This window comes from Ensifer soli (genome assembly GCF_041928815.1).
In the GTDB taxonomy this organism is placed as follows: Bacteria; Pseudomonadota; Alphaproteobacteria; order Rhizobiales; family Rhizobiaceae; genus JBHFEI01.
In genome coordinates, this window is sequence record NZ_JBHFEI010000002.1 from 174,674 (window position 1) to 197,940 (window position 23,267).

Annotated in this window: 27 protein-coding genes and 1 tRNA gene; 18 read left to right on the top strand and 10 right to left on the bottom strand. The window is 60.5% G+C overall.

Annotated elements, in window-relative coordinates; translation table 11 throughout:
- Positions 1 to 54 precede the first annotated feature (54 nt).
- Both ACEVQ6_RS03525 and ACEVQ6_RS03530 read left to right on the top strand, forming a co-directional pair.
- Entirely contained in the window at positions 55 to 921 is an 867-nt protein-coding gene (locus ACEVQ6_RS03525) for an amidohydrolase family protein (protein ID WP_374887521.1), read from the top strand.
- Between the two features lie 12 nt (positions 922 to 933).
- Positions 934 to 1,917, top strand: a complete 984-nt coding sequence (locus ACEVQ6_RS03530; protein ID WP_374887522.1) for an aldo/keto reductase — start codon at positions 934 to 936, stop codon at positions 1,915 to 1,917.
- Positions 1,918 to 1,924: 7 nt separating this feature from the next.
- Here ACEVQ6_RS03530 and ACEVQ6_RS03535 read toward each other — a convergent pair whose 3' ends face one another.
- Together ACEVQ6_RS03535 and ACEVQ6_RS03540 are read right to left on the bottom strand one after the other, a co-directional pair.
- The gene (locus tag ACEVQ6_RS03535; protein WP_374887523.1) at positions 1,925 to 2,335 is read right to left on the bottom strand and encodes a DUF1398 domain-containing protein; all 411 of its coding nucleotides are present in this window, start codon (positions 2,333 to 2,335) and stop codon (positions 1,925 to 1,927) included.
- Positions 2,336 to 2,358: 23 nt separating this feature from the next.
- Positions 2,359 to 2,820 (bottom strand): MarR family winged helix-turn-helix transcriptional regulator, encoded by a 462-nt coding sequence (locus ACEVQ6_RS03540; protein WP_374887524.1) that lies wholly within the window; start codon positions 2,818 to 2,820, stop codon positions 2,359 to 2,361.
- 187 nt (positions 2,821 to 3,007) lie between these two features.
- On the opposite strand from ACEVQ6_RS03540, the gene ACEVQ6_RS03545 reads away from it, so the two are divergent.
- Entirely contained in the window at positions 3,008 to 4,285 is a 1,278-nt protein-coding gene (locus ACEVQ6_RS03545) for a M10 family metallopeptidase C-terminal domain-containing protein (protein WP_374887525.1), read from the top strand.
- A gap of 111 nt (positions 4,286 to 4,396) precedes the next feature.
- On the opposite strand, the gene ACEVQ6_RS03550 is transcribed toward ACEVQ6_RS03545, so the two are convergent.
- Positions 4,397 to 5,275, bottom strand: coding sequence for a LysR family transcriptional regulator (locus tag ACEVQ6_RS03550; RefSeq protein ID WP_374887791.1), 879 nt, complete (start codon positions 5,273 to 5,275; stop codon positions 4,397 to 4,399).
- Between the two features lie 242 nt (positions 5,276 to 5,517).
- Here ACEVQ6_RS03550 and ACEVQ6_RS03555 point away from each other — a divergent pair, with 242 nt between their 5' ends.
- The 3 genes from ACEVQ6_RS03555 to ACEVQ6_RS03565 all read left to right on the top strand — a co-directional run bounded on the left by ACEVQ6_RS03555 (position 5,518) and on the right by ACEVQ6_RS03565 (position 7,968).
- Complete coding sequence (locus ACEVQ6_RS03555; protein ID WP_374887793.1) at positions 5,518 to 6,522, top strand: bile acid:sodium symporter family protein; 1,005 nt, start codon at positions 5,518 to 5,520, stop codon at positions 6,520 to 6,522.
- A 248-nt stretch (positions 6,523 to 6,770) separates the two neighbouring features.
- Complete coding sequence (locus tag ACEVQ6_RS03560) at positions 6,771 to 7,604, top strand: hypothetical protein (protein ID WP_374887526.1); 834 nt, start codon at positions 6,771 to 6,773, stop codon at positions 7,602 to 7,604.
- Between the two features lie 88 nt (positions 7,605 to 7,692).
- The gene (locus ACEVQ6_RS03565) at positions 7,693 to 7,968 is read left to right on the top strand and encodes a hypothetical protein (RefSeq protein ID WP_374887527.1); all 276 of its coding nucleotides are present in this window, start codon (positions 7,693 to 7,695) and stop codon (positions 7,966 to 7,968) included.
- Positions 7,969 to 8,019: 51 nt separating this feature from the next.
- On the opposite strand, the gene ACEVQ6_RS03570 is transcribed toward ACEVQ6_RS03565, so the two are convergent.
- Positions 8,020 to 8,211, bottom strand: a complete 192-nt coding sequence (locus ACEVQ6_RS03570) for an SLOG family protein (RefSeq protein ID WP_374887528.1) — start codon at positions 8,209 to 8,211, stop codon at positions 8,020 to 8,022.
- A gap of 334 nt (positions 8,212 to 8,545) precedes the next feature.
- Here ACEVQ6_RS03570 and ACEVQ6_RS03575 point away from each other — a divergent pair, with 334 nt between their 5' ends.
- The 4 genes from ACEVQ6_RS03575 to ACEVQ6_RS03590 all read left to right on the top strand — a co-directional run bounded on the left by ACEVQ6_RS03575 (position 8,546) and on the right by ACEVQ6_RS03590 (position 11,492).
- Positions 8,546 to 8,698 (top strand): hypothetical protein, encoded by a 153-nt coding sequence (locus tag ACEVQ6_RS03575; protein ID WP_374887529.1) that lies wholly within the window; start codon positions 8,546 to 8,548, stop codon positions 8,696 to 8,698.
- Complete coding sequence (locus ACEVQ6_RS03580; RefSeq protein ID WP_374887530.1) at positions 8,695 to 9,621, top strand: hypothetical protein; 927 nt, start codon at positions 8,695 to 8,697, stop codon at positions 9,619 to 9,621. The genes ACEVQ6_RS03575 and ACEVQ6_RS03580 overlap by 4 nt, the downstream gene beginning before the upstream one ends.
- Positions 9,622 to 9,786: 165 nt before the next feature.
- Entirely contained in the window at positions 9,787 to 10,344 is a 558-nt protein-coding gene (locus ACEVQ6_RS03585; protein ID WP_374887531.1) for a DUF488 domain-containing protein, read from the top strand.
- The gene (locus ACEVQ6_RS03590; RefSeq protein WP_374887532.1) at positions 10,341 to 11,492 is read left to right on the top strand and encodes a site-specific integrase; all 1,152 of its coding nucleotides are present in this window, start codon (positions 10,341 to 10,343) and stop codon (positions 11,490 to 11,492) included. Before ACEVQ6_RS03585 ends, ACEVQ6_RS03590 begins: the two co-directional genes overlap by 4 nt.
- Before the next feature lie 5 nt (positions 11,493 to 11,497).
- Here ACEVQ6_RS03590 and ACEVQ6_RS03595 read toward each other — a convergent pair whose 3' ends face one another.
- On the bottom strand, positions 11,498 to 11,833 hold the full coding sequence (locus tag ACEVQ6_RS03595; protein ID WP_374887533.1) for a helix-turn-helix domain-containing protein: 336 nt from the start codon (positions 11,831 to 11,833) through the stop codon (positions 11,498 to 11,500).
- A 124-nt stretch (positions 11,834 to 11,957) separates the two neighbouring features.
- Here ACEVQ6_RS03595 and ACEVQ6_RS03600 point away from each other — a divergent pair, with 124 nt between their 5' ends.
- A complete protein-coding gene (locus tag ACEVQ6_RS03600; protein ID WP_374887534.1) occupies positions 11,958 to 12,548 on the top strand; it encodes a hypothetical protein in 591 nt (196 codons plus the stop codon).
- Positions 12,549 to 12,671: 123 nt separating this feature from the next.
- Positions 12,672 to 13,247: a hypothetical protein gene (locus ACEVQ6_RS03605; RefSeq protein WP_374887535.1), complete on the top strand. Its 576-nt coding sequence runs from the start codon at positions 12,672 to 12,674 to the stop codon at positions 13,245 to 13,247.
- 112 nt (positions 13,248 to 13,359) lie between these two features.
- On the opposite strand, the gene ACEVQ6_RS03610 is transcribed toward ACEVQ6_RS03605, so the two are convergent.
- A complete protein-coding gene (locus ACEVQ6_RS03610; RefSeq protein ID WP_374887536.1) occupies positions 13,360 to 14,028 on the bottom strand; it encodes a hypothetical protein in 669 nt (222 codons plus the stop codon).
- Positions 14,029 to 14,238: 210 nt separating this feature from the next.
- On the opposite strand from ACEVQ6_RS03610, the gene ACEVQ6_RS03615 reads away from it, so the two are divergent.
- A complete protein-coding gene (locus ACEVQ6_RS03615) occupies positions 14,239 to 15,084 on the top strand; it encodes a hypothetical protein (RefSeq protein ID WP_374887537.1) in 846 nt (281 codons plus the stop codon).
- Positions 15,074 to 15,586, top strand: a complete 513-nt coding sequence (locus ACEVQ6_RS03620; protein WP_374887538.1) for a hypothetical protein — start codon at positions 15,074 to 15,076, stop codon at positions 15,584 to 15,586. The genes ACEVQ6_RS03615 and ACEVQ6_RS03620 overlap by 11 nt, the downstream gene beginning before the upstream one ends.
- Before the next feature lie 93 nt (positions 15,587 to 15,679).
- On the opposite strand, the gene ACEVQ6_RS03625 is transcribed toward ACEVQ6_RS03620, so the two are convergent.
- The gene (locus tag ACEVQ6_RS03625; RefSeq protein WP_374887539.1) at positions 15,680 to 18,319 is read right to left on the bottom strand and encodes a DEAD/DEAH box helicase; all 2,640 of its coding nucleotides are present in this window, start codon (positions 18,317 to 18,319) and stop codon (positions 15,680 to 15,682) included.
- Positions 18,319 to 19,854, bottom strand: coding sequence for a site-specific DNA-methyltransferase (locus ACEVQ6_RS03630; RefSeq protein WP_374887540.1), 1,536 nt, complete (start codon positions 19,852 to 19,854; stop codon positions 18,319 to 18,321). The genes ACEVQ6_RS03625 and ACEVQ6_RS03630 overlap by 1 nt, the downstream gene beginning before the upstream one ends.
- 291 nt (positions 19,855 to 20,145) lie before the next feature.
- On the opposite strand from ACEVQ6_RS03630, the gene ACEVQ6_RS03635 reads away from it, so the two are divergent.
- Positions 20,146 to 21,027: a Shedu anti-phage system protein SduA domain-containing protein gene (locus tag ACEVQ6_RS03635; protein WP_374887541.1), complete on the top strand. Its 882-nt coding sequence runs from the start codon at positions 20,146 to 20,148 to the stop codon at positions 21,025 to 21,027.
- A gap of 78 nt (positions 21,028 to 21,105) precedes the next feature.
- Here the strand turns inward: ACEVQ6_RS03635 and ACEVQ6_RS03640 are convergent, their stop codons facing one another.
- Positions 21,106 to 21,375 (bottom strand): Arc family DNA-binding protein, encoded by a 270-nt coding sequence (locus ACEVQ6_RS03640; protein WP_374887542.1) that lies wholly within the window; start codon positions 21,373 to 21,375, stop codon positions 21,106 to 21,108.
- A gap of 90 nt (positions 21,376 to 21,465) precedes the next feature.
- Here ACEVQ6_RS03640 and ACEVQ6_RS03645 point away from each other — a divergent pair, with 90 nt between their 5' ends.
- The 3 genes from ACEVQ6_RS03645 to ACEVQ6_RS03655 all read left to right on the top strand — a co-directional run bounded on the left by ACEVQ6_RS03645 (position 21,466) and on the right by ACEVQ6_RS03655 (position 23,151).
- On the top strand, positions 21,466 to 21,687 hold the full coding sequence (locus tag ACEVQ6_RS03645) for an Arc family DNA-binding protein (RefSeq protein ID WP_374887543.1): 222 nt from the start codon (positions 21,466 to 21,468) through the stop codon (positions 21,685 to 21,687).
- Positions 21,680 to 22,099 (top strand): helix-turn-helix domain-containing protein, encoded by a 420-nt coding sequence (locus ACEVQ6_RS03650; protein WP_374887544.1) that lies wholly within the window; start codon positions 21,680 to 21,682, stop codon positions 22,097 to 22,099. Before ACEVQ6_RS03645 ends, ACEVQ6_RS03650 begins: the two co-directional genes overlap by 8 nt.
- 386 nt (positions 22,100 to 22,485) lie before the next feature.
- Positions 22,486 to 23,151, top strand: coding sequence for a site-specific integrase (locus tag ACEVQ6_RS03655; RefSeq protein ID WP_374887794.1), 666 nt, complete (start codon positions 22,486 to 22,488; stop codon positions 23,149 to 23,151).
- Here the strand turns inward: ACEVQ6_RS03655 and ACEVQ6_RS03660 are convergent.
- Positions 23,102 to 23,176, bottom strand: a tRNA-Val gene (locus ACEVQ6_RS03660). The genes ACEVQ6_RS03655 and ACEVQ6_RS03660 overlap by 50 nt on opposite strands.
- Positions 23,177 to 23,267 lie beyond the last annotated feature (91 nt).

The window sequence follows — 23,267 nt, forward strand, 5'->3', positions numbered from 1 at the left end:
GGGGTGCGCAGGCATCCCGTCCGCTGCTCCCTGCTGCCTTTCGGAGGAACCGGCATGGCATCACCTGTTATCGATTCGCATCAGCATTTCTGGGCGCCGGCCGGGGAGGAGCATTATGCGTGGCTGAGCGGACCCTTCGCGGCCCTCGACCGCGTCTTCGCGCCCGGCGACCTGCGCCCGGAGCTCGGTGCCAATGGCGTTACCGGCACCGTGCTGGTGCAGACGTGGAACGGCTTGTCGGAGACGTGGGACTTTATCCGCACGGCCGAGGAAACCGATTTTGTCGCCGGCGTTGTCGGCTGGGTCGACCTCACCGATCCGAAGGTCGGGGAGACGCTTGCCGAACTGCAGGCAAGCCCGCAGGGACAATGGCTGGTCGGCATCCGCCACCTGATCCAGCTCGAGGAGGACCCGGACTGGCTGCTGCGCGACGACGTGGTCGCCGGCCTCAAGGCGGTCGAGGCTGCCGGCCTCGTCTACGATTTCGTGCCGAACATGCCGCAATTGCGCGCCTGCGTCCGCACGGCGGAGGCCTTTCCGGGACTGCGCTTCGTCCTCGACCATATTTCCAAGCCGAACATCCGCGAGCGGGATTTCTCCGAATGGTCGCGCACGATGCGCGGCTTTCGCGCCGAGCGCGGCCATGTCTGGTGCAAGCTGTCCGGCATGGTGACCGAGGCCGACTGGCAGAGCTGGACGCCGCAGGACCTGAAACCCTATGTGCACGAGGTTCTCGACATCTTCGGCGTCGACCGCTGCCTGTTCGGCACCGACTGGCCGGTCTGCCTCGTCGCCGCGGAGTATGACCGCGTGATCGACGCGCTGAAGGAATGCCTGACGGATCTTTCCGAGGCCGACCGCGCGAAGATCTTCGGCCTGAACGCGGTCGAGGCCTACCGGCTGCCGGGATTTTCCGGCTGAGGAGATGGGGCGATGACACTCGACCAGCCCTCCCGCGCGCGCATCGGTTTCGCCTCCCGCCTCGGCTTCGGCGCCAGCGGCATCGGCACGCTCTATCGCGATGTCTCCGAGGACGCCGCCCGCGCGGTGCTCCGTGAAGCCTATGCGGCCGGCCTGCGCTATTTCGATACCGCGCCGTTCTACGGCTATGGTCTCAGCGAACTGCGCCTCGGCCAGTTCCTGCGCAGCGTGCCGCGCGATACGTTCACGCTCTCCACCAAGGTCGGCCGGTACATGGTGCTGCCCTATGGCGAGGCCGTCGATTATGGCAACTGGGCGGCCCCCCTCCGGCTGAAGCCCGTGGTCGACTACGGCTATGCCGGCACGATGCGCGCGCTCGAACAGTCGGCGAACCGGCTCGGCATCGCCGCGATCGATCTCGTCTATATCCACGACGTCGACCGCTTCACCCATGGCGATGCCTATGAGCGTCGCTTCCACGAGGCGATGGAGGGCAGCTACCGGGCGCTTGCCGACCTGCGCAAGGCCGGCCATGTCCGCGCCATCGGCGTCGGCGTCAACGAGAGCGACGTCGCCACCCGCTTCGTCGAGGCCGGCGATTTCGACGCGGTGATGATGGCCGGGCGCTACACGCTGCTCGACCGGCGGGCGGAAGCCGATCTCTTCCCGGCTGCGGCGCGCAAGGGGACGGAGATCGTCGTCGCCGGCGTGTTCAATTCCGGCATCCTCGCATCAGGGCCGGATGCTGCGGCTGCCACCTATGATTATGGCGCGCCGCCGCCCGAGATCGTCGCGCGGGCCCGGCGCATCGCCGCGCTCGCCGCGGAACACGGCGTGCCGCTTCAGGCCGCCGCAATCCAGTTTCCGCTTCGCCATCCCCAGGTCTCCGCCGCCGTTCTCGGCATGAGCCGCGTCGGGCGGGTGGCGGAAAATCTGGCCTGGTCGTCTGCCCCGATCCCGGAGGCCTTCTGGCAGGATCTTGACAGGCTTGCCTGAGCCCTTCTCACGGCGCCGGCGGAAAATGCTCCACATGCGTTTCCGCCGTCCGCCCGAGATAGACGGCGCGGCGTCCCGGAAACGAGACGATGTAGCCGGCGCAGCCCGCCGCCATTACCTTCCCGCAGAAGCCGGCATAGCTGTAGCCCGGAAGTTTGGCTTGCGCCTCCCTGACGGCGGCCTCGATCGCGCCCGCGTCGAAACGCGCCGCGACGAACCCGTCATGGGCCGGGCTTTCGAGCACGAGGCTGTCGCCGTCCGGAAGGTAATAGGTCTTGCTGCGGCGGCGGAAATCGACGGCATAGCTTTCGACGCCGGCTGAGATCAGCCGGCCGACGATCTCGGGAAAATCCATCGCATCCGTGTCGGTGGCGATGTGGCAGGCGTGGATGGTGTCTCTGGTCTTGCTCTCGATCATCGTCTTCTCGTCCTCAACGTCGGTCAGTCGACCGGGGTGGCGTTCGGCCCGTGCCGGGCAGACAGGTCTTTCAGGAGCCGATCGAGCAACTGCCGGTCTTCTACGGTGAGATGACCGAAGAAGGCGGCATCGTTCTCGTCCGCGCACCGGGCGAGGTCCGGCACCAGCGCCCGGCCCGCCGCCGTCAGTGACAGGATCTGGCCGCGGCCGTCCTGCGGGTCGGCCTGGCGGTGGATCAGGCCCTTGGCGAGAAGCCGGTCGGCGAGCTTGCTGATCGCCCCCCGGGTCCAGCCGATCTTGACGGCGAGATGCCCGGGCGCCAGCGCCCCGTGGTCGAAGAGATCGCGCAGCACCACCCATTCCGCCACCGTCACGCCGCGCTCCTCCACGCGGCGGGCAAAGGCCTGGGAGACGTGGTTCGAGACGAGGCGCAGCCAATAGCCTGTGTGGCGCGTCAGGGGTGCGATCTCTTCGTCCGTCGCCATGCAGGCTCCTTTTGTTGACTAGGAAACTAGTCGTATTTGGTTTCCTAGTCAACTATTCTCCCGTTTTCGACGGGAATGGTATTGCGACCAAAAATGGCGCTTGGTTCCGGCAGCCTTGCCGGGCCACGATCGTGCCGCAACGGCGCTTTTCCCGCCGGAGCAAGCGGATGGGGAAGGGGAGCGGGCGATGGCCTTGAAGAATGGAACCGTAACGGTCAAGGCGCCGCCCTCGAAGCTCAGCGGCGGCGGCTTCTACAAATACTACGTCGATGCCGGAGGCATCCCGATCCTCGGCTCGCGCCAGGTCGACAAGGCGGCCTTCCAGCTTGCCTACAACATCGTCGTCGACATGCTGCAGGGCAATGATCAGCTTCTGAAGGCGCTGGTGCGCAACGGCGCCAAGATCGGCATCATCGCGGAAGGCGAGCGCCTGACCCAGTTGCCGGACTATCGCGATCTCTACAGTCGTTTCCCGGGGACGGACTGGGACAGCTATGCCGGCGTCGGCGGCGTCCTCGGCCGGCCGATGTCCTCGACCAGCGAGGCGAATCTCCTGAAGCTGCCCTCCGATCCCTATGGCGGCATGGAGAGCATCCTCGTCCACGAGTTCGGCCATGGCGTCATGAACCTCGCCGTCGACACCGGTGCCGGCGCCGCCCGCGAGATCGACCGCGCCTTCGCCAATGCCAGGGCCAAGGGCCTCTGGGAAGGCCTCTATGCGATGACGAATCGCCAGGAATACTGGGCGGAGATGACGCAGCGCTATTTCAACGTCGAGCGCGACAAGGCCTATTTTCCCGGCCAGCCCGACACGCGCACGGAACTGAGGAGCTACGATCCTCTCGCCTATGCGCTGATGCGCAAATATTATGGCGACACCGATGTCGAGACACTGGCCGGTACCGACCTCGACGACGTGATCACCGCGAGCCGCTACGACGACGTTGTCGATGCGCGGGCCGGCAAGGACAAGGTGATGACCGGCAAGGGCAACGACCTTTTGTCGGGCGGCGACGGCAACGACACGCTGATCGGCGGCGAGGGCAGGGACGTGCTGAAGGGCGGCAACGGCCGCGACATCCTGCGCGGCGATGCCGGCGACGACCGGCTGTCCGGCGATTTGGGCGCCGACAAGCTGACCGGCGGCCGCGGCGCCGACGTGTTCGTCTTCGGCGATGCGGCGGCGTCGACGCCGCTCGAGACCGACCTGATCGTCGATTTCCGCCGCGCCGAGAAAGACCGCATCGACCTTCGCGGCATCGACGCCGACCTGACGCTTTCCGGCGACCAGGCCTTCGACCCGATCGGCTACAAGGTCTTCAGCGGTGCTGCCGGAGAGCTGCGTTTTTCCCGCCAGTCCGGCAAGACGCTGGTCGAGGGCGACCTCGATGGCGACGGCGTCGCCGACATCAGCCTGATGCTGAACGGAACGGCGGTGCTGCGCACGGCGGATTTCTTTCTGTGAGCCTGCGGCCTAAGGCGTGTCGCGATCTTTCAGATTCGCCCCTACGCTTCAGGTCTTTGTTTTTACGCGTGTCTTTTCGCAAAACCGCTGCGAACCTTTGCGAGACACGCTTTAAGGCGAGGAGATCTCGCCCTTCGACGCCTCAAGAAACGTGTCGGCCAGCGCGCTTGCGAGGCGATCGTGGCGCCCGGGGCCGATGACGACGAATTCGATCCGCCCGAGCGGCGGCAGCCCCTCGACCGGCGCGACGACGACGAGGCCTTCGGGAATGAGGCGCGCCGAATGCGGCACGACGCCGAGGCCCGCGATCGCGGCGGCGCGTAGCGCATTGAGGCTGGCGCAGGTGCAGGCGACATGCCAGCGGCGGCCCGCTTTCTCCAGCGCCGAGAGCGCGGCGGTCCGGGTGATGCTCGGCGGCGGATAGAGCACCAGCGGCAGTGGCGTTGCCGGATCGGGCGCGGTGCCGGGCGCGGCGATCCAGGCGAGGTCCTCGCTCCAGGCGACCTCGCCCCGGCGGTCGCCGCCCCGCCGCTTGACGAAGATGACGTCGAGGCGGCCCGCGTCGAAGGCGTCGTAGAGCGGCCCGCTGAGCCCGACCGTCAGTTCGAGCGACACCGCCGGATGGGCGTGGGCGAAGCGGGCGAGCACGCGCGGCAGAAGGGAAAAGGCGAGATCCTCCGACGCCCCGACCCGCAGGCTGCCCTGCAGGGCGGCTCCTTCTGCGTGCTGGAGGATGCGCGCCTGCGCCTTGAGCAGGTCCCGCCCGAGTTCGAGGACGACGTCGCCGTCCGGGGTCGTCGCCACCGAATGGGTGTCGCGCCTGAGCAACGGCCGCCCGAGCAGCGTCTCCAGCCGTCTGACATGCTGGCTGACGGTCGACTGGCGCAGGCCGAGACGCTCGGCCGCCAGCGTGAAGCTGCGCTTTTCGGCAACGGTGACCAGCGACAGGATCAGCGCGGGATCGATCGACTTCGGCAATTCACGATCCATGATGGCGGATGCGGGTTGCACGAGCATAGTGCCTTTCATGGACGCGGCGCAAGGATGCGGGCGCGGCCTGCTGGTCGACACATCCGGCGGGCTTCGGCACCGACCGGAGCGTTCCGACAAGGGGCGGGCAGGACTTGTGCTCATCACGAACCACGATGACTGTACGTCGAGGAGGCCGTCTTCCATCCGCGTCGCGAACACGCCATCGTGCGGCCCGTTTCCGGAGTTCTTTCATGCCGAACCTGCCGCGTGTCCGTTTCGATCCCTATATCCTCGTCCTGATCGCCACCATTGCCTTCGCTGCCGTTCTGCCGGTGAGCGGCGCGGCGGCTCAAGCCTTCGGCTATCTCGTCAGCGCGGCGATCGGGCTGCTGTTCTTCCTTTACGGTGCCCGGCTCTCGCCGAAGGCAGTGCTCGACGGGCTTTCCCACTGGCGTCTGCAGGGCACGGTGTTCCTGTCCACCTATGCGCTGTTCCCCCTGCTCGGATGTGCCGTCGCCGCGCTCTCCGCGCCCGTTCTGCCGCCGGACCTTCGCACCGGCCTCCTCTATCTCAGCCTGCTGCCCTCGACGGTGCAGTCGTCGATCGCCTTCACGTCGATCGCGCGGGGCAATGTCGCGGCGGCGCTGACCAGTGCCAGCCTCTCGAACCTTCTCGGCGTCGTCGTGACACCGCTCCTCGTGGCGCTGCTTCTGACCGGCGCCACCGGCGGCTTCGACGCGCGCGCGGTCCTCGACATCGCCGCGCAGATCCTCCTGCCCTTCCTTGCGGGACAGCTTTTCCGCCCCCTGATCGGCTCCTGGCTGGCAGGGCGGAAGCGGTTGACCTCCTTCGTCGATCGCGGCGCGATCGTGCTGACGGTTTACGCCGCCTTCAGCGAGGGCGTGGTGGAGGGCATCTGGTCGCGGGTCGCCCCCCTCGATCTCGTCTGGGTCTTCGGCTTCTGCGTCGTGCTCCTGGCCGCCGTCATGGGGGTCGTTTCCGTTTCTGCGCGCGTTCTCGGCTTCAGCCGCCCCGACCGGATCGCCATCCTCTTCTGCGGTTCGAAGAAGAGCCTTGCCACCGGAATTCCAATGGCGGGCATTCTTTTTTCCGGTCCCTCCATGGCGTTGATCGTGCTGCCGCTGATGCTGTTTCACCAGATCCAGCTCTTCGCCTGCGCCCTCCTGGCGCAGGCCTATGCGGCGGCCGAAGCGCGGGAGGAGACCGTGGCGCAGACCACGCCGGCACCCGCCAGATCCGCGTGAATGCGCCACCGGACCGCCAGGGCCGCGCGCGCAGCGTGGGGGAAGCGTCACTGCCTCTTGAGATCGGCGCGGGGACTGTGTAAGCCGCGCCCGGTCGTGCCGGGTCTGCCTTATTTCGTATAGGAGGGCAGGCGCCGGCCGCAAACGCAGTCCCGAAGACCATCTGCCCCTCAGGCGATGATCCTTCCCTTGCAAGACGGAGCGCCATGTCGATTTTCGCCGGATCCGCGCCGCCGGAAACGGTGGTCATGTTCGGAACCCATTCGCGAAGCTGGGTCCGTGCCTTGTCGCGCTCCGCGCCCGTCTGGCAGCACATCGGTATCGGCGATGTCCGCACGCTTCCGGGCGACGATCCGCAGGCTTTGCGGGCGCTCCTGAAGCAGCGGCGGAACGCAGTCGTCATCCCGTTGATGGAGGCGCATGCGCGCCTCTGCCCGCGCGACTGTCGGTCGCTGTTTCCCTCGCTCACCGCCGTCGACACGCTCGGCGACAAGGGCCGCTTTGCCGATTATGTCGATGAACACGGTTTGGGCGATCTCTGTCCTCGGACCTATGCGGCCGAAGCGCCTGTCTTTCCCTGCGTTCTGAAACGAACGGACCTGAACGCGAGCGCGGGGGTCACGATCGTGCGTTCGGCGGATCATCTTCGCGACCTCCTCTGCATCGATCCGTGGCGTGACCGGCCTTTCATCCTCCAGGAACTCGTTGCCAGCGCCTTCGACCATGTCACCCATGCCGTCTGCCGCGACGGCGAAATCCTCTGGCATCGTACCTATACCTGCGAACTTGCGGAGCCTCAGGCGATCCAGCGACCTGGAAACGCCGTCGCCCGCGGCACCGCAGCGGCGACGGATGCGACGCTTGCGGCATTCGCACGCGTTCTCGCGCCGCTCGGCTATGATGGACCCGTGGCGATCGACCATCGCTTCTCCGCCACGGGCGCTCTGAAGATCCTCGAGATGAACCCCCGGCTTGGCGGTTCGCTGATGGCGCCCGACAAGGTCGAAGATCTCGCCGGGGCGCTCGGCACGATCCTTCGCCATGCCGTTCAGGGAGCGTTCGAGAGGGTTGACGGGATCTGACGGCTGATGCGGAAAGGGCCGCGTTTTGGGCGGTCGTCTGATTTCGGAGGCGTGCCGAGCGGAACCGGCGCGTCCGGAGGCGGCGCTGTTGATCGCCGGCCCGCTCGGTGTCGTCGCGACCGCCTTTGGCGCGGAGTTGCGCAGGCCGGTGAATGGGGGGCGGATGTTTCGCCCATCCGACCATGTTGACCGCTTCATCCCGATCGCGCTCTCCACGGCCACCCGGCATAAAGCGGTTCTCGCAATGCGCTGGAGCCTCAACCCGGATGGCGGCTGGTTCGATCTTGAAAATGAGGGGCTGCATCGCCGGGGAGACGGTCAGGTTGAGACCAGCAAGCGCCGGCCGCCGACGGTTAATCCCTGAAAACCGCATACCGCGCCTGCGACGTCAAGACAGAGTCAGGCCGGTCGAATATCAGGGGTGGCTGATCAAGAAAGAGCGCTCGCAATGGAACTTGCGTGAAAGATCCCGGTCGTAGGCCAGGTTATCTGCACCTCGGGCGCCGCCGCACATCAGCGCGGTCATCCTTAGATGCAGCGCGTCCCGCTTAGCATAGAGGGAAGCGCGGTCTCGGTATTCTCGACCGCCGCAGACAAATAAATTCATGACCGTGCCCTCTCAGTAAGGACCGCCATAGTCGCACCTTGTGGGAAATTGGATCCGCGCAAAGCGGCCTTATCCTTCCGCTTGGTCCTCCAAGGTTCATCGAACCTATGGAGAACTTTGTGGGCTGCACGTAAGTGCTTGAAAGGATGGTGGGCGTGACAAGGATCGAACTTGTGACCCCTACGATGTCAAGGCCCCTGAACCGAAAGCAATCGGTGGTTGGGAGTTAGCACATGTTACCAGCAGCGGTCATCCCAAACCCTGTATTCTCAGTGGAAAATCAACAGTCACGTGTCAGCAGCGTGTCAGTCCCGTGCCACAGGGAGGATCGCCCATGATCGACATGATCTCGTGGCGATCGTCATCGCTCGATGCGACAAGTGGACTGCTGACAAACTCTTTGAGCACCGACGGAGCGCCATTCGGCGCTCGCTATCATCGTTTTGTGCTCCGCAATCGCGACCGTCGGAATTGGACTGAAGAATGACTAATGATCCAAAATCCTATCACCTGCAGGACCATGCCGACTTCAAAGTATGGGTGTTGCAGGAACCGAATGCCGCGAAGCTCCTGAAAGAAGTCATCTACCGCTGGCGGGGATCGTCTGCCCGTGCTCGTGGCAAGCCTGGAAAATGGGCTGCGTACCCGCTCAACAATTGGGCGGAGTGGACCGGGCTTTCTCGTGATCAGGTAAAGCGGGCGCTTCGCCTACTGGTCTTGGATGGCTTCATTCTTCGCGAGCGCCACAGGTTCGCCGGAACCGAAGTCCGTCCCTATTTGCAGCCCACGAAGCAGGCCCTCGAATACATGGGCAGGCCGCAGGACAAGAAGCGTTTGGAGAATAGCCTTGCACCAACGGATGCGCCTACGGTTGCGCCTACGGTTGCTCCTTCTACTGCTCCAACCGGCGCTCCAACCGATTACACTTCCTTTCCTTCTCTCCTACATTCCAACTCTCCTACGAGCCCACAGGCTTCCCCGCACTCGTACGAGGAAGGGAAAGGAAAGGCCGGGGAGAATGCTGGCGTGAAGAAAAAACTCAAAGTGAAGAGCAATCCGAAACCTGACCCGGAAGACGATTTCGATCAGCAGTATGCAGCCTTCAAGGCGAAACAAACGGAAAATTCCCTGAAGCACTTTCCTAAGCTGAAGGGTCCGCATGAAGTCAAGGTAAAGCATCCATCTGAGAAGTTCCCGAAGTGGCCAAATTATTCCGTTCAAGTTCAGGCTAAGCTCTATGAAACGTATAAGCATTACGTGAAGAACTACAACGACGCCGCCAAGGCGAAGGCAACCGGCTTCGGCAAGAGCTACATGGCAATTGCTGATCTGTCTGACGAAGAGGTTGAAGCTGGTTATCAGACAGCAATGGCCGCCAATTCGGAATGGCTGGAGAATAGCGGCATGTGATCGGGACACAGTAGGAGGTCACTTTGGCCGATGGAGGGGAATGAAGAGCTGCGTTCGTCTTAATTTAGCAACTCGCCTGTGCAGAAATATGAGTTAAGTACATGATATATTGGTGTTATTAATGACGTCTGTATGCAAAGTTACCTCATATAAGGAGGTATCCGCTTGCAAAACACGATTTTCAGCCTTGGCCATTCTTCGCACTCATGGGACCATTTCCGGTCGTTGATCGAGGCTCCCAACATCGGCGTCGTGCTGGATGTCCGCTCCAGCCCTCGGTCGCGCTTGCATTACTTCAACAAGCCGGAGCTGCGCTATCGACTGAATTCCATCGGGATCAGCTACCTGCATCTGGGCGACCAACTCGGGGGCCGTCCAGCCAGTGGTGTCGCCGACTACGAGGCGATGGCAACGACGGCTCTTTTCCTCGACGGAATTGCCAAGGTGCTGGAGATCGCTGGCAGGTGCCGCCCGGCCCTCATGTGCGCGGAGCATGAACCTCTCGAATGCCACCGCTGCCTGCTCGTTGCCCGCCACCTGGTCGAACGTCACGGTGCGCACGTCGCCCATATCCAGCGGGATGGCCAGATCGAGCCCCACGAAGACACGGAAGATAGATTGTTGGCGAAGTGGGGTGGCGGTGGCGATCTCTTCCGTACTCGTGCCGAACGCCTCAGTGCGGCGTATCGTCTGCAAGCCCGCAAGCTGGGAGTGGGCAAATGAAATCCGACCGTTTCACACCAGTCTTCTCAAAAGATGATGTCGCAGTCCCGGCAGACACTTACGGCGGCAGCCGCCGCGTAGCATGTCATGATGGGGAAGACCGAGACGGCGAAATCGCCCGTTCCGTAAAATCCGACATGATGGCTTCATCAGATGGAAAGACGGGCGGCGATAAAATTGCAATTAATTGCACAGCCCGGCGCATAGATGAACTTTGTGCAATTAATTGCAATTTCGTGGGCCAGCCTTTCCAAGGGCTTTCCACGCCTGTTCACGATCTCCTCTCCTATTCTATCGCTCCGGCAACAAAACGCGCCTATGCTGCCGATCTGGCAGTCTATGCAGCGTCTGGGCGGCAAATCCCTTCCTCCCCGCAGGATGTTGCTGAATACCTCGCCGAGAAGGCCGGTATCTACGCGGTCGCCACATTACGGCGGCATCTCGCCGCGATCTCCAAGGCTCACCGTGCAATCGGCGCTCGTGACCCGGTAAAGTCCGAGTTGGTCAAATCCACCATCCGAGGCATCAGGCGGACATTCGGTGTCGCCCAGCGGCAAGCAAAGGCGCTGTTGCGCGACGATCTGTTCGCGGCCCTCGACAAGCTCGGCGACCGACCGAAGGATGTCCGGGACCGGGCGCTGCTCCTGCTCGGCTTCGCCACCGCCATGCGCCGATCAGAGCTTGCCGCGCTCGATGTGGCCGACGTGGAATTCGTCGCCAAGGGAGTGATCGTCACCATCCGCCGCTCGAAAACCGATCAGGAAGCGCAAGGACGCACCATCGCGGTTCCGTTCGGTCGAACCCGTCACTGCCCCGTGACTGCCCTGAAGGACTGGTTGGTGCTGGCCGGGCGCGACGAAGGGCCGATCTTCTCCTTCATCGACAAGCATGGAAATCTCAGCAGTTGGCGAATTTCCGGCGAGGGCGTGAACTATGTCGTCAAGACCCGTATCGCGGCGGCAGGATATGATCCCACCCTGTTCTCGGGCCATTCGCTGCGAGCGGGCTTTGCGACCTCGGCGGCGCAAGCTGGGGCATCGACCTACAAAATCCGACAGGTGACGGGCCATCGATCCGAGGCCAGCCTTGCACGTTATATCAGGGACGCCGACCTGTTCGCCGACAATGCTGCCGCCCGAGTGCTATAGTCCTGTCATTTGCCGCGCCGACTGAGCGCCCTGATTTGCTCAATCGCCAGTTCCAGATCAGCATCGGACAGGCCCCGCGCAATCGACTGGAGCTCTTCGAGAAGCTGCGCTTTTCGTCTGGAGAGGCCCGCTTCCTCGAAATCGAACAGGCTCTTGAGGGGAATGTCGAGAGCCTGACATAGCAGCTCAATGGTGGTGAAGTTCGGCAGGCTTTTGCCACGCTCAAGGTTGGACAAGGCATCGACCGAACGCCCCATACGTGCGGCCAGTTCGTCCTGGGTCAGCTTCTTCTCTTTACGGATTGCCTTGAGCCGGAGGCCCAACCTCGTCTTGGTGTCCATAGACCCGTAGTGAAATACGGGTCGAAAGCTGCAAACCGACCTTAATGCGAAAGCAAATATAAACTCGGATAGTTGTACGGTTTTTGCTGAGAAAACCGATTAAACCATTTGCGAGACGATTACGATGAAACTGATTGCAGCAGCCCTGCTGGCGACGGCCACGATGATCGGCGCGGCGCAGGCATCCGAGACCGAGCAGTTGGAAAACTGCTGGAGCAAAGCGGCGACGTCCTACCTCGACCGCGTGGGCGTGTCCGAACAGAACCTGAAGGAAGCGACCCAGAGCGCAGACGCTGCTTGCTGGACCGAGATACTGAAGGCCGGTCAGGAAGGCCGTGAAATGCGTGAATACATGGAGGTCCAGCTCTACAACGCCAACAAGGTGGACAAGCCGCAGCCGAAGATCGAGAAGGTATCGGGCTTCACGCCAAAGGTCGGCTACAACCTGTACAATGCCCGCACCGGTTTCCTGTGCCGTTTCCCGTCCGACGTGGAGAACGCTCGCGGGCTACTGGATACGAACCGCGCTCACCTGATCGAGCAGATCGGTGGCTGCGTCGTGATTGACAGGCCCATCGAGGTCGAGCAGATCAAAACGCTCTACTCGGCTATCGAAGTCCGGTACGTGAACGCCAATGGCAAGATGATCACTGCCTTCACCAGCCACCGCACCTTCCGCACCAAGCGGGGCTGGAATGCTATCGGTATTGAGTGACGTGTATCGTTATGGCGAGGTAATTGCAGTCAGTCTCAGCGGGTATAATTCCCTATTAACGGGTGCTAACGGCAAGGTTGCAGTCGGCGCGACAGGCTTCAAAACAGGCGAAAGAGAGACGTGATGGCATTGATGAAATGGCTTTTGGTATTGGCGTTCGCGTTCATGGCCGACCCTACCCTTGCCCAGCAAAATCAGCGCGAGGACCAGCAACGCACCTGCGAAGCGGTCCTTGGAGACCGGCCTGTGGCTGCGGAATGCCGGAAGATTTTCGCCAAGGACGCCGACTGCTGCATTCAGTATGATGTCGAGCGCCTCGCGAAACTCTGTGTGAAGATGTCCAGCATCGAGAGCGCCCTGACCTGCTTTTCTGAAATCCATGAAACCGGCTTTCGAAAGAGCGAACTTCTTCCGGAGAACGAACCCGGCCTTGCTGACCAGTATGCGCAGCAATGGAAAAAGAACGTGATGAGCGTGTGCGTGAAGGAGACGACAAAAACTGCGGCGCTGGATTGCGCCGTCCTTCAGAAGAGCGGCACCAAGTTCGTTTTCGGGCAGAAGAACGAGGAGATTGCGCGCCAGGCTACCGTAGCCGATCCCATCATGCAGTTCTGCAGACAGGCGTTTGGCGACTATTGGGAAGGTGTCGAGCAATGCGTGAAAGACCAGAGCGCGGCCAAAAAGCGCCTGGGGCTGTAGGATCGTCGATGACTGCACTGCATAGCGGCGACGACCAATGCCAGTGCGGTCAAAATGAATTTCATGTTGCGGCTCCCTTCGTGGTCATGGTTGCTGCCCCGTCGTGATGGCGTCAATGGACGGTCCCGCTCGTCGCCCTTGTGAAATTGAAATGCAGGAAACGGCCAAAGAGCGGCGTCTTGCGATAGCGGCGGTCATAGATGCTGCCATATCTCTCGGTATCGGGATGGCGCTCGATCATGCCCAGCCACAGAAGCGGGCGCATGAGGCGGGACAGAAGGTAGTAGCAGGCATCCTCCAGCGGGCTGAACCGATAGTTGGTGATGAGGTCGAGCGGCAAGCACCAGCCCGCCAGCTCCGTCATCGGCATCCAGTCATCGAGCCGGTTCTTTATCACCCCGAGGAAATGCACGAAGTCGGCGTCGTCGTGGTCGATGGGGAACCGTTCGTGGCCGAGAAAATCGTAGCCGGTGAAATAGGTGTCGAACAGTTCGGCCTGCAATGCGCCGGGGTCGCCGAGCAACGTTTTGCCCGCCTTTGTCGGCAGCGCCTTGCCTTTGTAGCGGCGGATCAGCCGTGCGCCGACCAGAAGCTCGTGCATGATGGCAAGGGGTGGGAAGTCCTGCTCGTTCAGCACCTTGTTGACGACATAGAGCTGCTCCGCCTCAAAGCCGGGCCAGCGGAAATCCTCCGCCGCCCAGGTGACGAACTTGCGATTGAACGCACCGGACTTGGTGAGCAGGATGCCGCCATCCTCACTGGCTCGGCCAAGCACCTTCATGGCATTCCTGCACATCGGGCTTCCTGACAGGTCGGACGCGCCGAGGCTCTCGTTGAGCATGATGAAAGGTGCAACAAGTGACTGCCGGAACATAAGCGTAGAACTTCTCGATTAGTGTGGGAAAGTTATCAATGCCGTTATGCTTTCTTCATATTTCCCGTTTGACGAGCATCCAACTGCCGCCGTAGTGTCACATCGGGAGGGGCCTTTATGTCGAATAAACTGTCATTTCGCTTCTATACTGTCGAACGGATGAACGGCAACGTGCCGATGCTCGTTGACGCATTGGCCGAAATCAATGCTCGTGACTACCCACAGCGCCAAATTCAAGTCGGCCAAGGATATGTAGTTCGCCTTGAGCGACATGCAGTTGATGCTGGTGGTGAGGTTCAAGGAGAGTTCATTCGTGTCAGTGACACGAACTTCCCGTTTGAGGTTCGACAGGATGGCGTGAGAGGGTTGGAGATTGACAACCCCCTAGGTAGCGGTGTTGCATTCCGATTTCGACCGAACGACCATACGTTGGCGATCCAATACGACACGCGGATCGTATCGCCGGGTCGAGTGATGGACTACCTTCTCCAAATCGACGGACGATTTGCATATCGTATCACGCCGCAGCTTGATGCCGAAAACTGGGAGAAGTTTCTCGAAAGTCCAGTACGAAAATTGCGTATCGGGATCGCAAGCCCAAACCATTTAGGAGCAATCGAGCCACAGGGGGCGTCGGTAGCTCAGACGTTCCAACAGCTCGGTGAAGCCTACAACGCACCAGTCATCACAATTGAAATGGGCATGGGTAATAATAAGGGGTCGCTTGGACCTGCGGCAAAAGAGCTCGCAACCGCATTTTTTGGTCTCTTCCAAGGCGGCGGGGGTGATGTTCGGTCACTGCGGGCATCTGTGAAAACTGACGATGACGAACCTGTCGAAGACATCAACCTTATTGACGAAGTACTTTCGGAGCGGCGCGAAACAGACCTTCCACGCAATGATCCAGAAAGAAACTATCAGGTCCGAGCGGGCATCTTAAGGCAAGTCTTAAATGCCAGATAACCAACAGAATGATAGCAAGCTATCGTTCAGCCTACTTTTTGAACAATGGTCGCCACTAGGCTTTGCACTCGTGGGGGGCTTTCTCTTGTTCGTGTTTTCAGGTGGAATTTCGGGGGAATTCGCATCTGGTCGCTGGAAAAGTCAAGGGCTGTATGGTGCTATTTTTGGCTGGGCTGCCATACAGACGGGCTTTGCATTCGCGGTTTATGGCTTCGTTGTTGGCAAGAGCGACGGCTTCATTGCGGCGCTTCGCGGAACCCGTGCGATGCGCTTGTTCATAGGCTACATCAAACGAGCGATCTATTCGGGCTTCATTCTAACCTTTGCAACGATACCTTTAATTGTCACCGAGCCGGGACTGATTTCTGGCGACAGTTGGGGGTACCGGGCCGTCGCGGTCTGGTTCACTATCTTCCTATGGTCTTTTCTAGCGTTTCTCAGGCTAGCTTTCAATTTTGGAAAAATAGTGAGCGTCCCGGATAAGCACTTTAATGGTGCATGAAGTTGAGCGGACTTACATCGCTGGCCAGCTACAAGTAAAAATGCTGTCGCATGGTCGTTGAGGTAAAGGATTTAGCTGCACCGCGAATGTGACCTAGCGAACCTTCGCCAACATCTGCCCCCGCACGTCCTTCCCGTCCACCTGCTTCTCGGCCATGAGAAACAGCCCCTTGCCGTCACTGGCCTTCTCCCACAGCGCCCCGATGGCGCGTTTCTCGTCCGTGTCGGCGGCATCGGTCAGATGCGCACCTTTGTATTCAACCACGAGGATACGGCCATCAGTCAGTTCAGCCACGAAGTCCGGGTAGAACTTGCCCGATGCGGTGGGTAGCCAGAACGCGGCGGGATGCTTCGGCACGTTCCTGATCCAGTGCTTCACCGCGGGCAAACTGTCGAGCAGCTTGGCGCAGTTCAGTTCTTCGCCATCGTCGGCACCATCGAAGGCTGCGACCTGATCCCAGCCGGTGAAGTGTTTCGAGAAGCGATAGGAGCCGCGATAGGTGCGGACGCCCGCGAACATGTCGTCGGCGAATACGAAGCCGCTGTCGAAGGAGATTTCGGGTTTGGCCTCCGGCGCGAACAGCGAGCGTTGATAGACGCCCTCGCGTTCCTTGGCGCGGATTTCGGTGATACGCTCCTTGACCTTGCGGGCGAGCGGATACTTGCACTGCATCAGCGCCGACAACGGGATGTTGCGCGGCCCGGTCAGGCAGTTCACCAACTCGGTCAACCAGCGGACCAGTTCCCCCTGACCGATAAACTTGTCTCGCACCTGCCGGTCGAGGAACAGCACAAGCGTCTGTTCGCTCCAGCCTTCGACAGGGATGTCGAGCAGAAGCTGGGCGCTCTGGTCGGCGTGCTTCACGAACAGCCGCTGCTGGTCGATGTCGATCTCGAATGTGTCCGCCGTCGCCTGAATGGCGAAGTCCTTGGCCTCCAGCTTTGGCGAATGGTCGGCGAGCGACCAGTCGTGATACTCCATGAGGATGTCGGTGTCGGCGAGTTCAAGCTCACCCTGTACCCATGCCATCAGCGCCGGGACGATGAAGGTCTCGCCCCGCTCGGCAGGCGAGGCTTGATGCAGGTGCTCCGCCTCGTAACTGGCAATCTGTTCGGAGAAGCCTCCCGCTTCCGCCTTGGGCAATGCCGCGATCAACTTCTGTTTCTCGGCAGGGCTGAGGAAGCCGGTGATTTTCACTACGGCCTTGCCATCCTCCCCGGCAGTGACGCGGACCTTGGACGGCGCGGCAGCTTCCAGTTCCTTCACGGCGGCGGGAAGGGCGTCGAGTGATACGGCAACGCTCGGCTGCGGGCGGCGAGCATGGCCGAACAGACCTTCATTGAGGTCAAGCTGCTCCGGCAGAATGTTGTCCTCGGCCTCGCCTTCCTCGAAACCCATTGCGACGAGCCTGTCGCGCAGGGCATAAGCGGCCTCCGAGAACGATTTCGAGGTCAGATTGGCATAGGCACGGTTGAGCGACGGAACCGACCGCCGCTTGGCGTAGGGCATACGCAGCACGCGCCCCAGTAGTTGCTCGGCGTCGGTGGCGCTGTGGATGTTGGCGACTGAGCAGAACACGTAGGCGAAGGAGCAGTCCCAGCCTTCCTTCAGCGCCTCGACCGTGATGATGAAATCTATCTCACAGTCGGGATCGAACAGGTTGATGCCATCAAGCTCACGCTGGTCGCCGGTGGCAACAGCGATACGGTGCTCCTCGATACCCTCCACATCGATCAGGTGCTGCCTGAGCACGGCGACGGTGACTTCCTCATCCTTGTTCTGGGCCTGAAACAGGACGATGGGACGAATGTAGTCACGTTCCCGGCTGGCATCCTCTGCAAGTTCGGCCCGCTTCGAGATTGCGCCGGTGACGGCAGCCTGCCATGTCTGATGCTCGGCGAGCATGACCGGCAGCTTGATCATTTCCTCGTCTTTGAGTTCCTGAGCTGAGACCGAATGCAGGATGTTGGAGTTGGTGCGCGGGGTCGCGGTGAACTCGATGATGGCGGTCGGGTTCACGCGGCTCTGCATTTCCCGCGACAGTCCAGTAACAGCCTTGTGCGCCTCGTCAACGATCATCAGCGGTTGGTGCAGGTGCATCAAATTGGCGAAGGAGAACTTGATCGTACCCGCGCCCCTGCCATCTTCGATTAACTCCAGCCCCGGCATCCTGTCGGGTACGCCGGTGAAATGCGGTTCCAGCATTTCGTGGTGGGCGTAGACCTTACGGCCCTCGGTGTCCTTGACGCGCAGCGTCTGGATCGTGGCGACGACGACGCAGCAGTTCGAGCGCAGGTCATGCGGCAGGAGTTGTGTGAAATCGCCGATGTCGAACACGCGGACGCGACCGGCGAATGCATCGTCCAGCGCAGCGCGATATGGATGGCGGGGATTTTTAAGCGCATCCACGGTCTGCTTGCGGATCGTGGTCGTGGGCACCAGCCACAGCACCAGCGGAAAGTCGCGTTCGATCCACGTCTCCTTGGCGATGTTGACGGCGTGAGCTGCGAGCACGGTCTTGCCGCCGCCGGTGGGCAGCCGCAGGCAGACATAGGGCGTCTCGCCCGAGCCGTTCAAAGCCTTGTATGAGCCTGCAAAGCCTTTCAGCCGTTTCGCCATTTCGGGTTCGGCGACGATGGCCTCGTAGGCCGCTCCGGGGCCTACCACGCGAGCCTGTTCAAGGAACTTGCGCAAAGTTGCGAGCGTCTGGGTCTGGTAGGTCTTGAGTTCCATCACGCCCGCGCCTTCACATCATAAGGGGTTTGCTTGAAGCTGATCTGCTCGCTCGCCAGCGTGGTGTCGGACAGCGCGGATCGTTCGCCATAGACGGTGACGGGACCGGAGAAGCCCTCCGGCAGCGCGGCACGGATCACGGCCAGCGTCTTGCGGGTCAGCACATTGCCGCCGCTCACTGACTTGTCGCCCAGAATGCCGTTGTAGAGCAGAGCATAGGCCCGCCCGTCATGGACGCCGAGAACGGGCGACAGCGGATCGGGCCGGGACCACGGTTGCCGTGTTTCCGAGAACCACACATGCGCCGCGAGTACGGGAAACTCGATGTCGGGGCGTATCTGCCCGGTCTCGTCAAACACCGACGCGCCGAGCCGGAAATAGCGAAAGCCGCCGCCGCCCTGCCAGTTCACTGCCTTCGAGATACCCCCCTGTTCGCCGTCTACGACCTTTTTCAAGCGCGGCTGACAATGGGTCGCGGCATGATCGCCCATCTCGATACCGATGTAGCGACGGCCCATCTTATGCGCGACTGCCGCCGTCGTGCCTGAGCCGAGGAAGCTGTCCAGCACGAGATCGCCGGGCTTAGTAGCGATGGTCAGCACGCGCTGAAGCAATCGCTCCGGCTTCGGAGTTGTGAAAACGTCGTCAGCGTCCAGAGCCACGACTTCCTTCTTCGCCTCTTGGGTGTGTCCTACTTCCGCGTGTTGCCAAATGGTTTGCGGAACCCGGCCACCTTTCACTTCGGAGAGAAACCGCTTCAAGCGAGGCACGCCGTTTCCATCTTTTCCCCACCAGATGCGATTGTCTGCGTCAAGTTCAGCCAGCTTCTCCTTTGAGAAGCGCCAATACATGCCCGGCGGTGGACCCGCGATCACGCGACCCGCAGGATTGGTGATAGGGTAGGTTCCTGCCCCATAGAAGTTTCGAGCCGAGAAGTCGCCGGAGGTCCAAGGGCCGCGAGGGTCGTTATCCGGATTTTTATACATCGCATCTTGCTTCTCGGAGCGTGGAAGCTCGTTTGGGCGCCAGATGTCTTTGTTGCGCGCATAGACCGACACATAATCGTGGTCTTCGGAAAAATACTGCGCCGAGTTCTTGACCGAGAACATCTTGTGCCAAATGACCGTGGTAACGAAGTTCCGCCGCCCGAACACCTCGTCCATCACGACCTTGAGGTAATGTCCCTCATTATCGTCGATGCTGACCCAGATGCTGCCATCTTCGGCCAGCAACTCGCGCAGCAACTCCAGCCGAGGCCAGATCATCGCCAGCCATTGGCTGTGTTCCAGATTGTCGTCGTAATGCTCAAAGGCCGAGCGGGTATTATAGGGCGGATCGATGTAGATGCACTTCACCTGCCCGGCGTAAAAGGGCAGCAGCGCCTTCAAGGCGTCGAGGTTATCGCCCTGAATAAGCATATTGCCGTTATCGCGGTCGCCGTAGCCGAGATTGGCGACTTCCTCTAGCAGCCGGTAGGGCACTGCCCCGGCAGCCCTGATGTCATCTTCCCTCGTCAACCATCGCAGTGTCGGCATAAGTCCGCATCGTCCCCCAAGTTTACAGGAATGATGCCTATCCGATTTGCTTCGGTGGTCAAAGTTCTATCCAATAAATATGCGCCGCATCGGTTGTTTGCGGCTGTTGGCTGCCCTCGGCAAGAGCGGACTGAGAACAACATGTCGCGTCTGCCGTTGATGCTGCCCTTCAGCGTCCAGAGAGGTTCTGGCGAACCGAAGGCCAAAAGCTCGCCCAGCTTGCCTGAGACCTCCGCGGGGCCGGGAGCCGAAACGGATGACAAAGGTTGACATTGTGAGTATTCAACATGAATGGCTCTTGTCTTCGCAAAAACTTATGAAATGGCCACGCCACCCGCATCCGCTATGCATTGGGATGAATACGCCCAAATTGTAGAGCGGGAGTGGCACGAGCTTTTAAACTCTCCCGAAGGTCAAGTTGAAGCGAACATTCAGGCGTTCTTGGAACGGCACCCTTGTATGGTTCCGGGCGGACAAAGCATGTCCGGACCTTCGGGGCATTCTTGTTACCCTTGCGCACTGATCGCTCAGCCGAAACTTCCCGGCTTCAATTCACGCATACCGGATTTCATGTGGGTCGCGACGGATAGCGGCACTACCTACGCCGTGGTTATTGAGATCGAAGCACCATCCAAACGTTGGTTTCGCAAAGATGGACAGCCAACAGCCGCGTTTACGCAGGCACAAAATCAGCTAACCGAGTGGCGTATGTGGTTCGAGAAGCCACGAAATCAGGATGCGTTCTTAGAACACTATTGTGGTCCGTCTTATTTCCATCGCCGCACCTTCCTCCCGCAGTACGTCCTTATATTCGGTCGGCGTGCAGAGTTTGAAGGACAGGACGACTTGGCCGCAAAGCGCCCACGACTTCAGCGGTCAAATGAGTATTATATGACTTTTGATCGCCTTCGCCCGATCAAGGATCATGAGCAATACATGACCGTGAAATTCGATGGCACGCGATTTAGAGCCGTGTCGATGCCACCAACAATTGAACTAGGTCCGTCACACGCGGAGTACAGACTATCTATCACGGGCAAAGAGGATGCGGTCTCGCTTACTCCATACGTGTCCGATGAACGGAAAAATTTCCTGAAGCAACGCTTTCCTTATTGGGACGAATGGGCGCGGCAAGGGGCCAAAGGCATGCGGCAGCTCGGGGATAGAGAGTAGGTGCACGACACGTTCGCACCGTCATCTCGCTTAGTTCCCAATTGCAACTAATTGCACATCTCGTATTTGACGAAAATTTTAATGATCGGACTTGTCGATCCGGTCCACACGATTGGTCAATGTCGCCAGTTGCGCTTTGACGCTGACCAGTTCAGCCCGCAGCTCACCGAGTTCCCAATCGGCAGCGCTTTCCGTGCCTTCCCCCGATGCTTTTCCAAAGCTCTGTTCTAGTCGCAGTCTGATTTCAGCGTTCATTGATCGCCCGCCCCGTTTTGCGGCCCTTTCCAGCTTCTCGCGGAGACTGACAGGCAAACGCATGCTTGTGGCGTCGGATAGTTTTTCAGCCAAGGCACAAGTCCCTCTTGATGTGTGATGCATTTGAATGCATATGATTACAGGTATTCAAATGTAATACACTCTCATACCGGAGTTATCAGCATGAGCAACCGCCATTCAACAAGCATCCGTCTTCCCATGGAAATCAAAGAGTGGGCCGGAAATCGTTCGATCCGCAATCACCGCTCCATGAGCGCAGAGATTGTCGCTATTCTGTCAGCCATTCGCGAAGGCGAGAAGACCGGCAGCGGCTTTGAAAAGTTCGCCAATCCATCTGGAGTTTCCGGCAACACGCCGTTGCTTGAAGGCACCCGCGATGCCTGAAAGCACCCTATCGAAGTTCCCGCCCCAGACCCCCCCGAAGAAGGGGCTTCAGTTCGCCAAGATGGCCCAGCAATCGGCAGACCCGCCCTACAAGCCCGGATCGGCCCACATGCGCAGTGAGAAGCAGGCCGCTGCATGGCTAGGCGTCTCGAAGTTCACCCTAGCCCGGATCAGGAAGCGCGGCGAAATCGGCTTCTACAAGATCGGCGGCGGATACCAATACAGCATTGAACAACTTGAAGCCTACAGAGAGAGTTTAGCGTCATGGCCGAAGAACGGTTCCAAATCGGAGAATACTTCCTCACTCTCCACAGCAGTTCCCCCGTCTACAAAGCCGGATGGTTTGACCCTGAAACTGGACAAACACGCCGCGCATCACTACGCACTAAAGACCTTGAAGAAGCAAAAATAGCTCTCTACGAGTTCGTTCAGGCTCGTATGAAGCCGAAGGACTTCGACACGGCAGACATGCCGCTAGGAACGGTCCTGACCCGGTACTACGAGCAGCACGCCATCAACCTTCCGTCCGAAGAAGCCGCACGCCATGCCCTTGTTCATTGGCTCGACTTCTGGGGGCCGTCCATGGTTTCCGAACTGGCTATCGAACGGCAGGAAGAGTTCGTTGCGTGGATGCGGGCCAAGGGCTTCAAGCAAAGCTATGTCAGCCGCGTGTTGTCGGTAGGCAGCGCCGCCGTAAACAGGGCGTGGAAGCGTGGTGAGATCAAATCAGCGCCGCACATCATGACCGTATCCGACCGCAGCGATGCCAAGGAACCATATCGCCTTAGCCAGAGCGAAATGCGCCGGTTCCTCACGAAGGTTCAGCAGTGGCCGCACGTCTTCACTTTCAGCATGATCATGTTGAACACCCTGTCCCGACCGGAAGCCGTGCTTGAGCTTACCCCGGCCCAGATCAACATTGAGGACAGGCTTGTGCGGCTGAACCCGAAGGGCAGAAAGCAGACGAAGAAGTACCGCCCGACCGTGCCCTTGACCGACACGCTCCTGCCGTTCGTTCGGGCTATGAATGTCCCGGCCTTCGTCATGTGGAACGGCAGACCCGTGAAGAGCGTGAAGAAGACCTTTGAGAAAGCTGTGGAGCGGGCAGGGCTGTCATCCGAGATCACGCCCTATAGCCTTCGGCACACGATGGCGAAGGAGCTTCGCAAGCGTGCTGTCCCTGCATGGGAAGTGAAGGGGATGCTGGGCCACAAGATACCGGGCGTCACCGAGGACTACGCCGAGTACGATCCGGATTACCTGTCCAAGGGCAGGCAGGCCATCGACGCCTACTTCAAGGAATTGAACCTGTCCTACACGGTCCCGACGCTCACCAGCGTGTCAGTAGCGTGTTACCCTCCTGAAACGAAAAAACCCGCCGAAGCGGATTTTTCAACGTTATCAGGGGTTCGAATGGTGGGCGTGACAGGGATTGAACCTGTGACCCCTACGATGTCAACGTAGTGCTCTCCCGCTGAGCTACACGCCCATCCAGTGACGCGGCATAGACCATAGAATGCGCCGCGGCGTCAACAGGTTTCTGACGGATTTTTTCAATCGGGGCCGGAAACCTGTCAAGT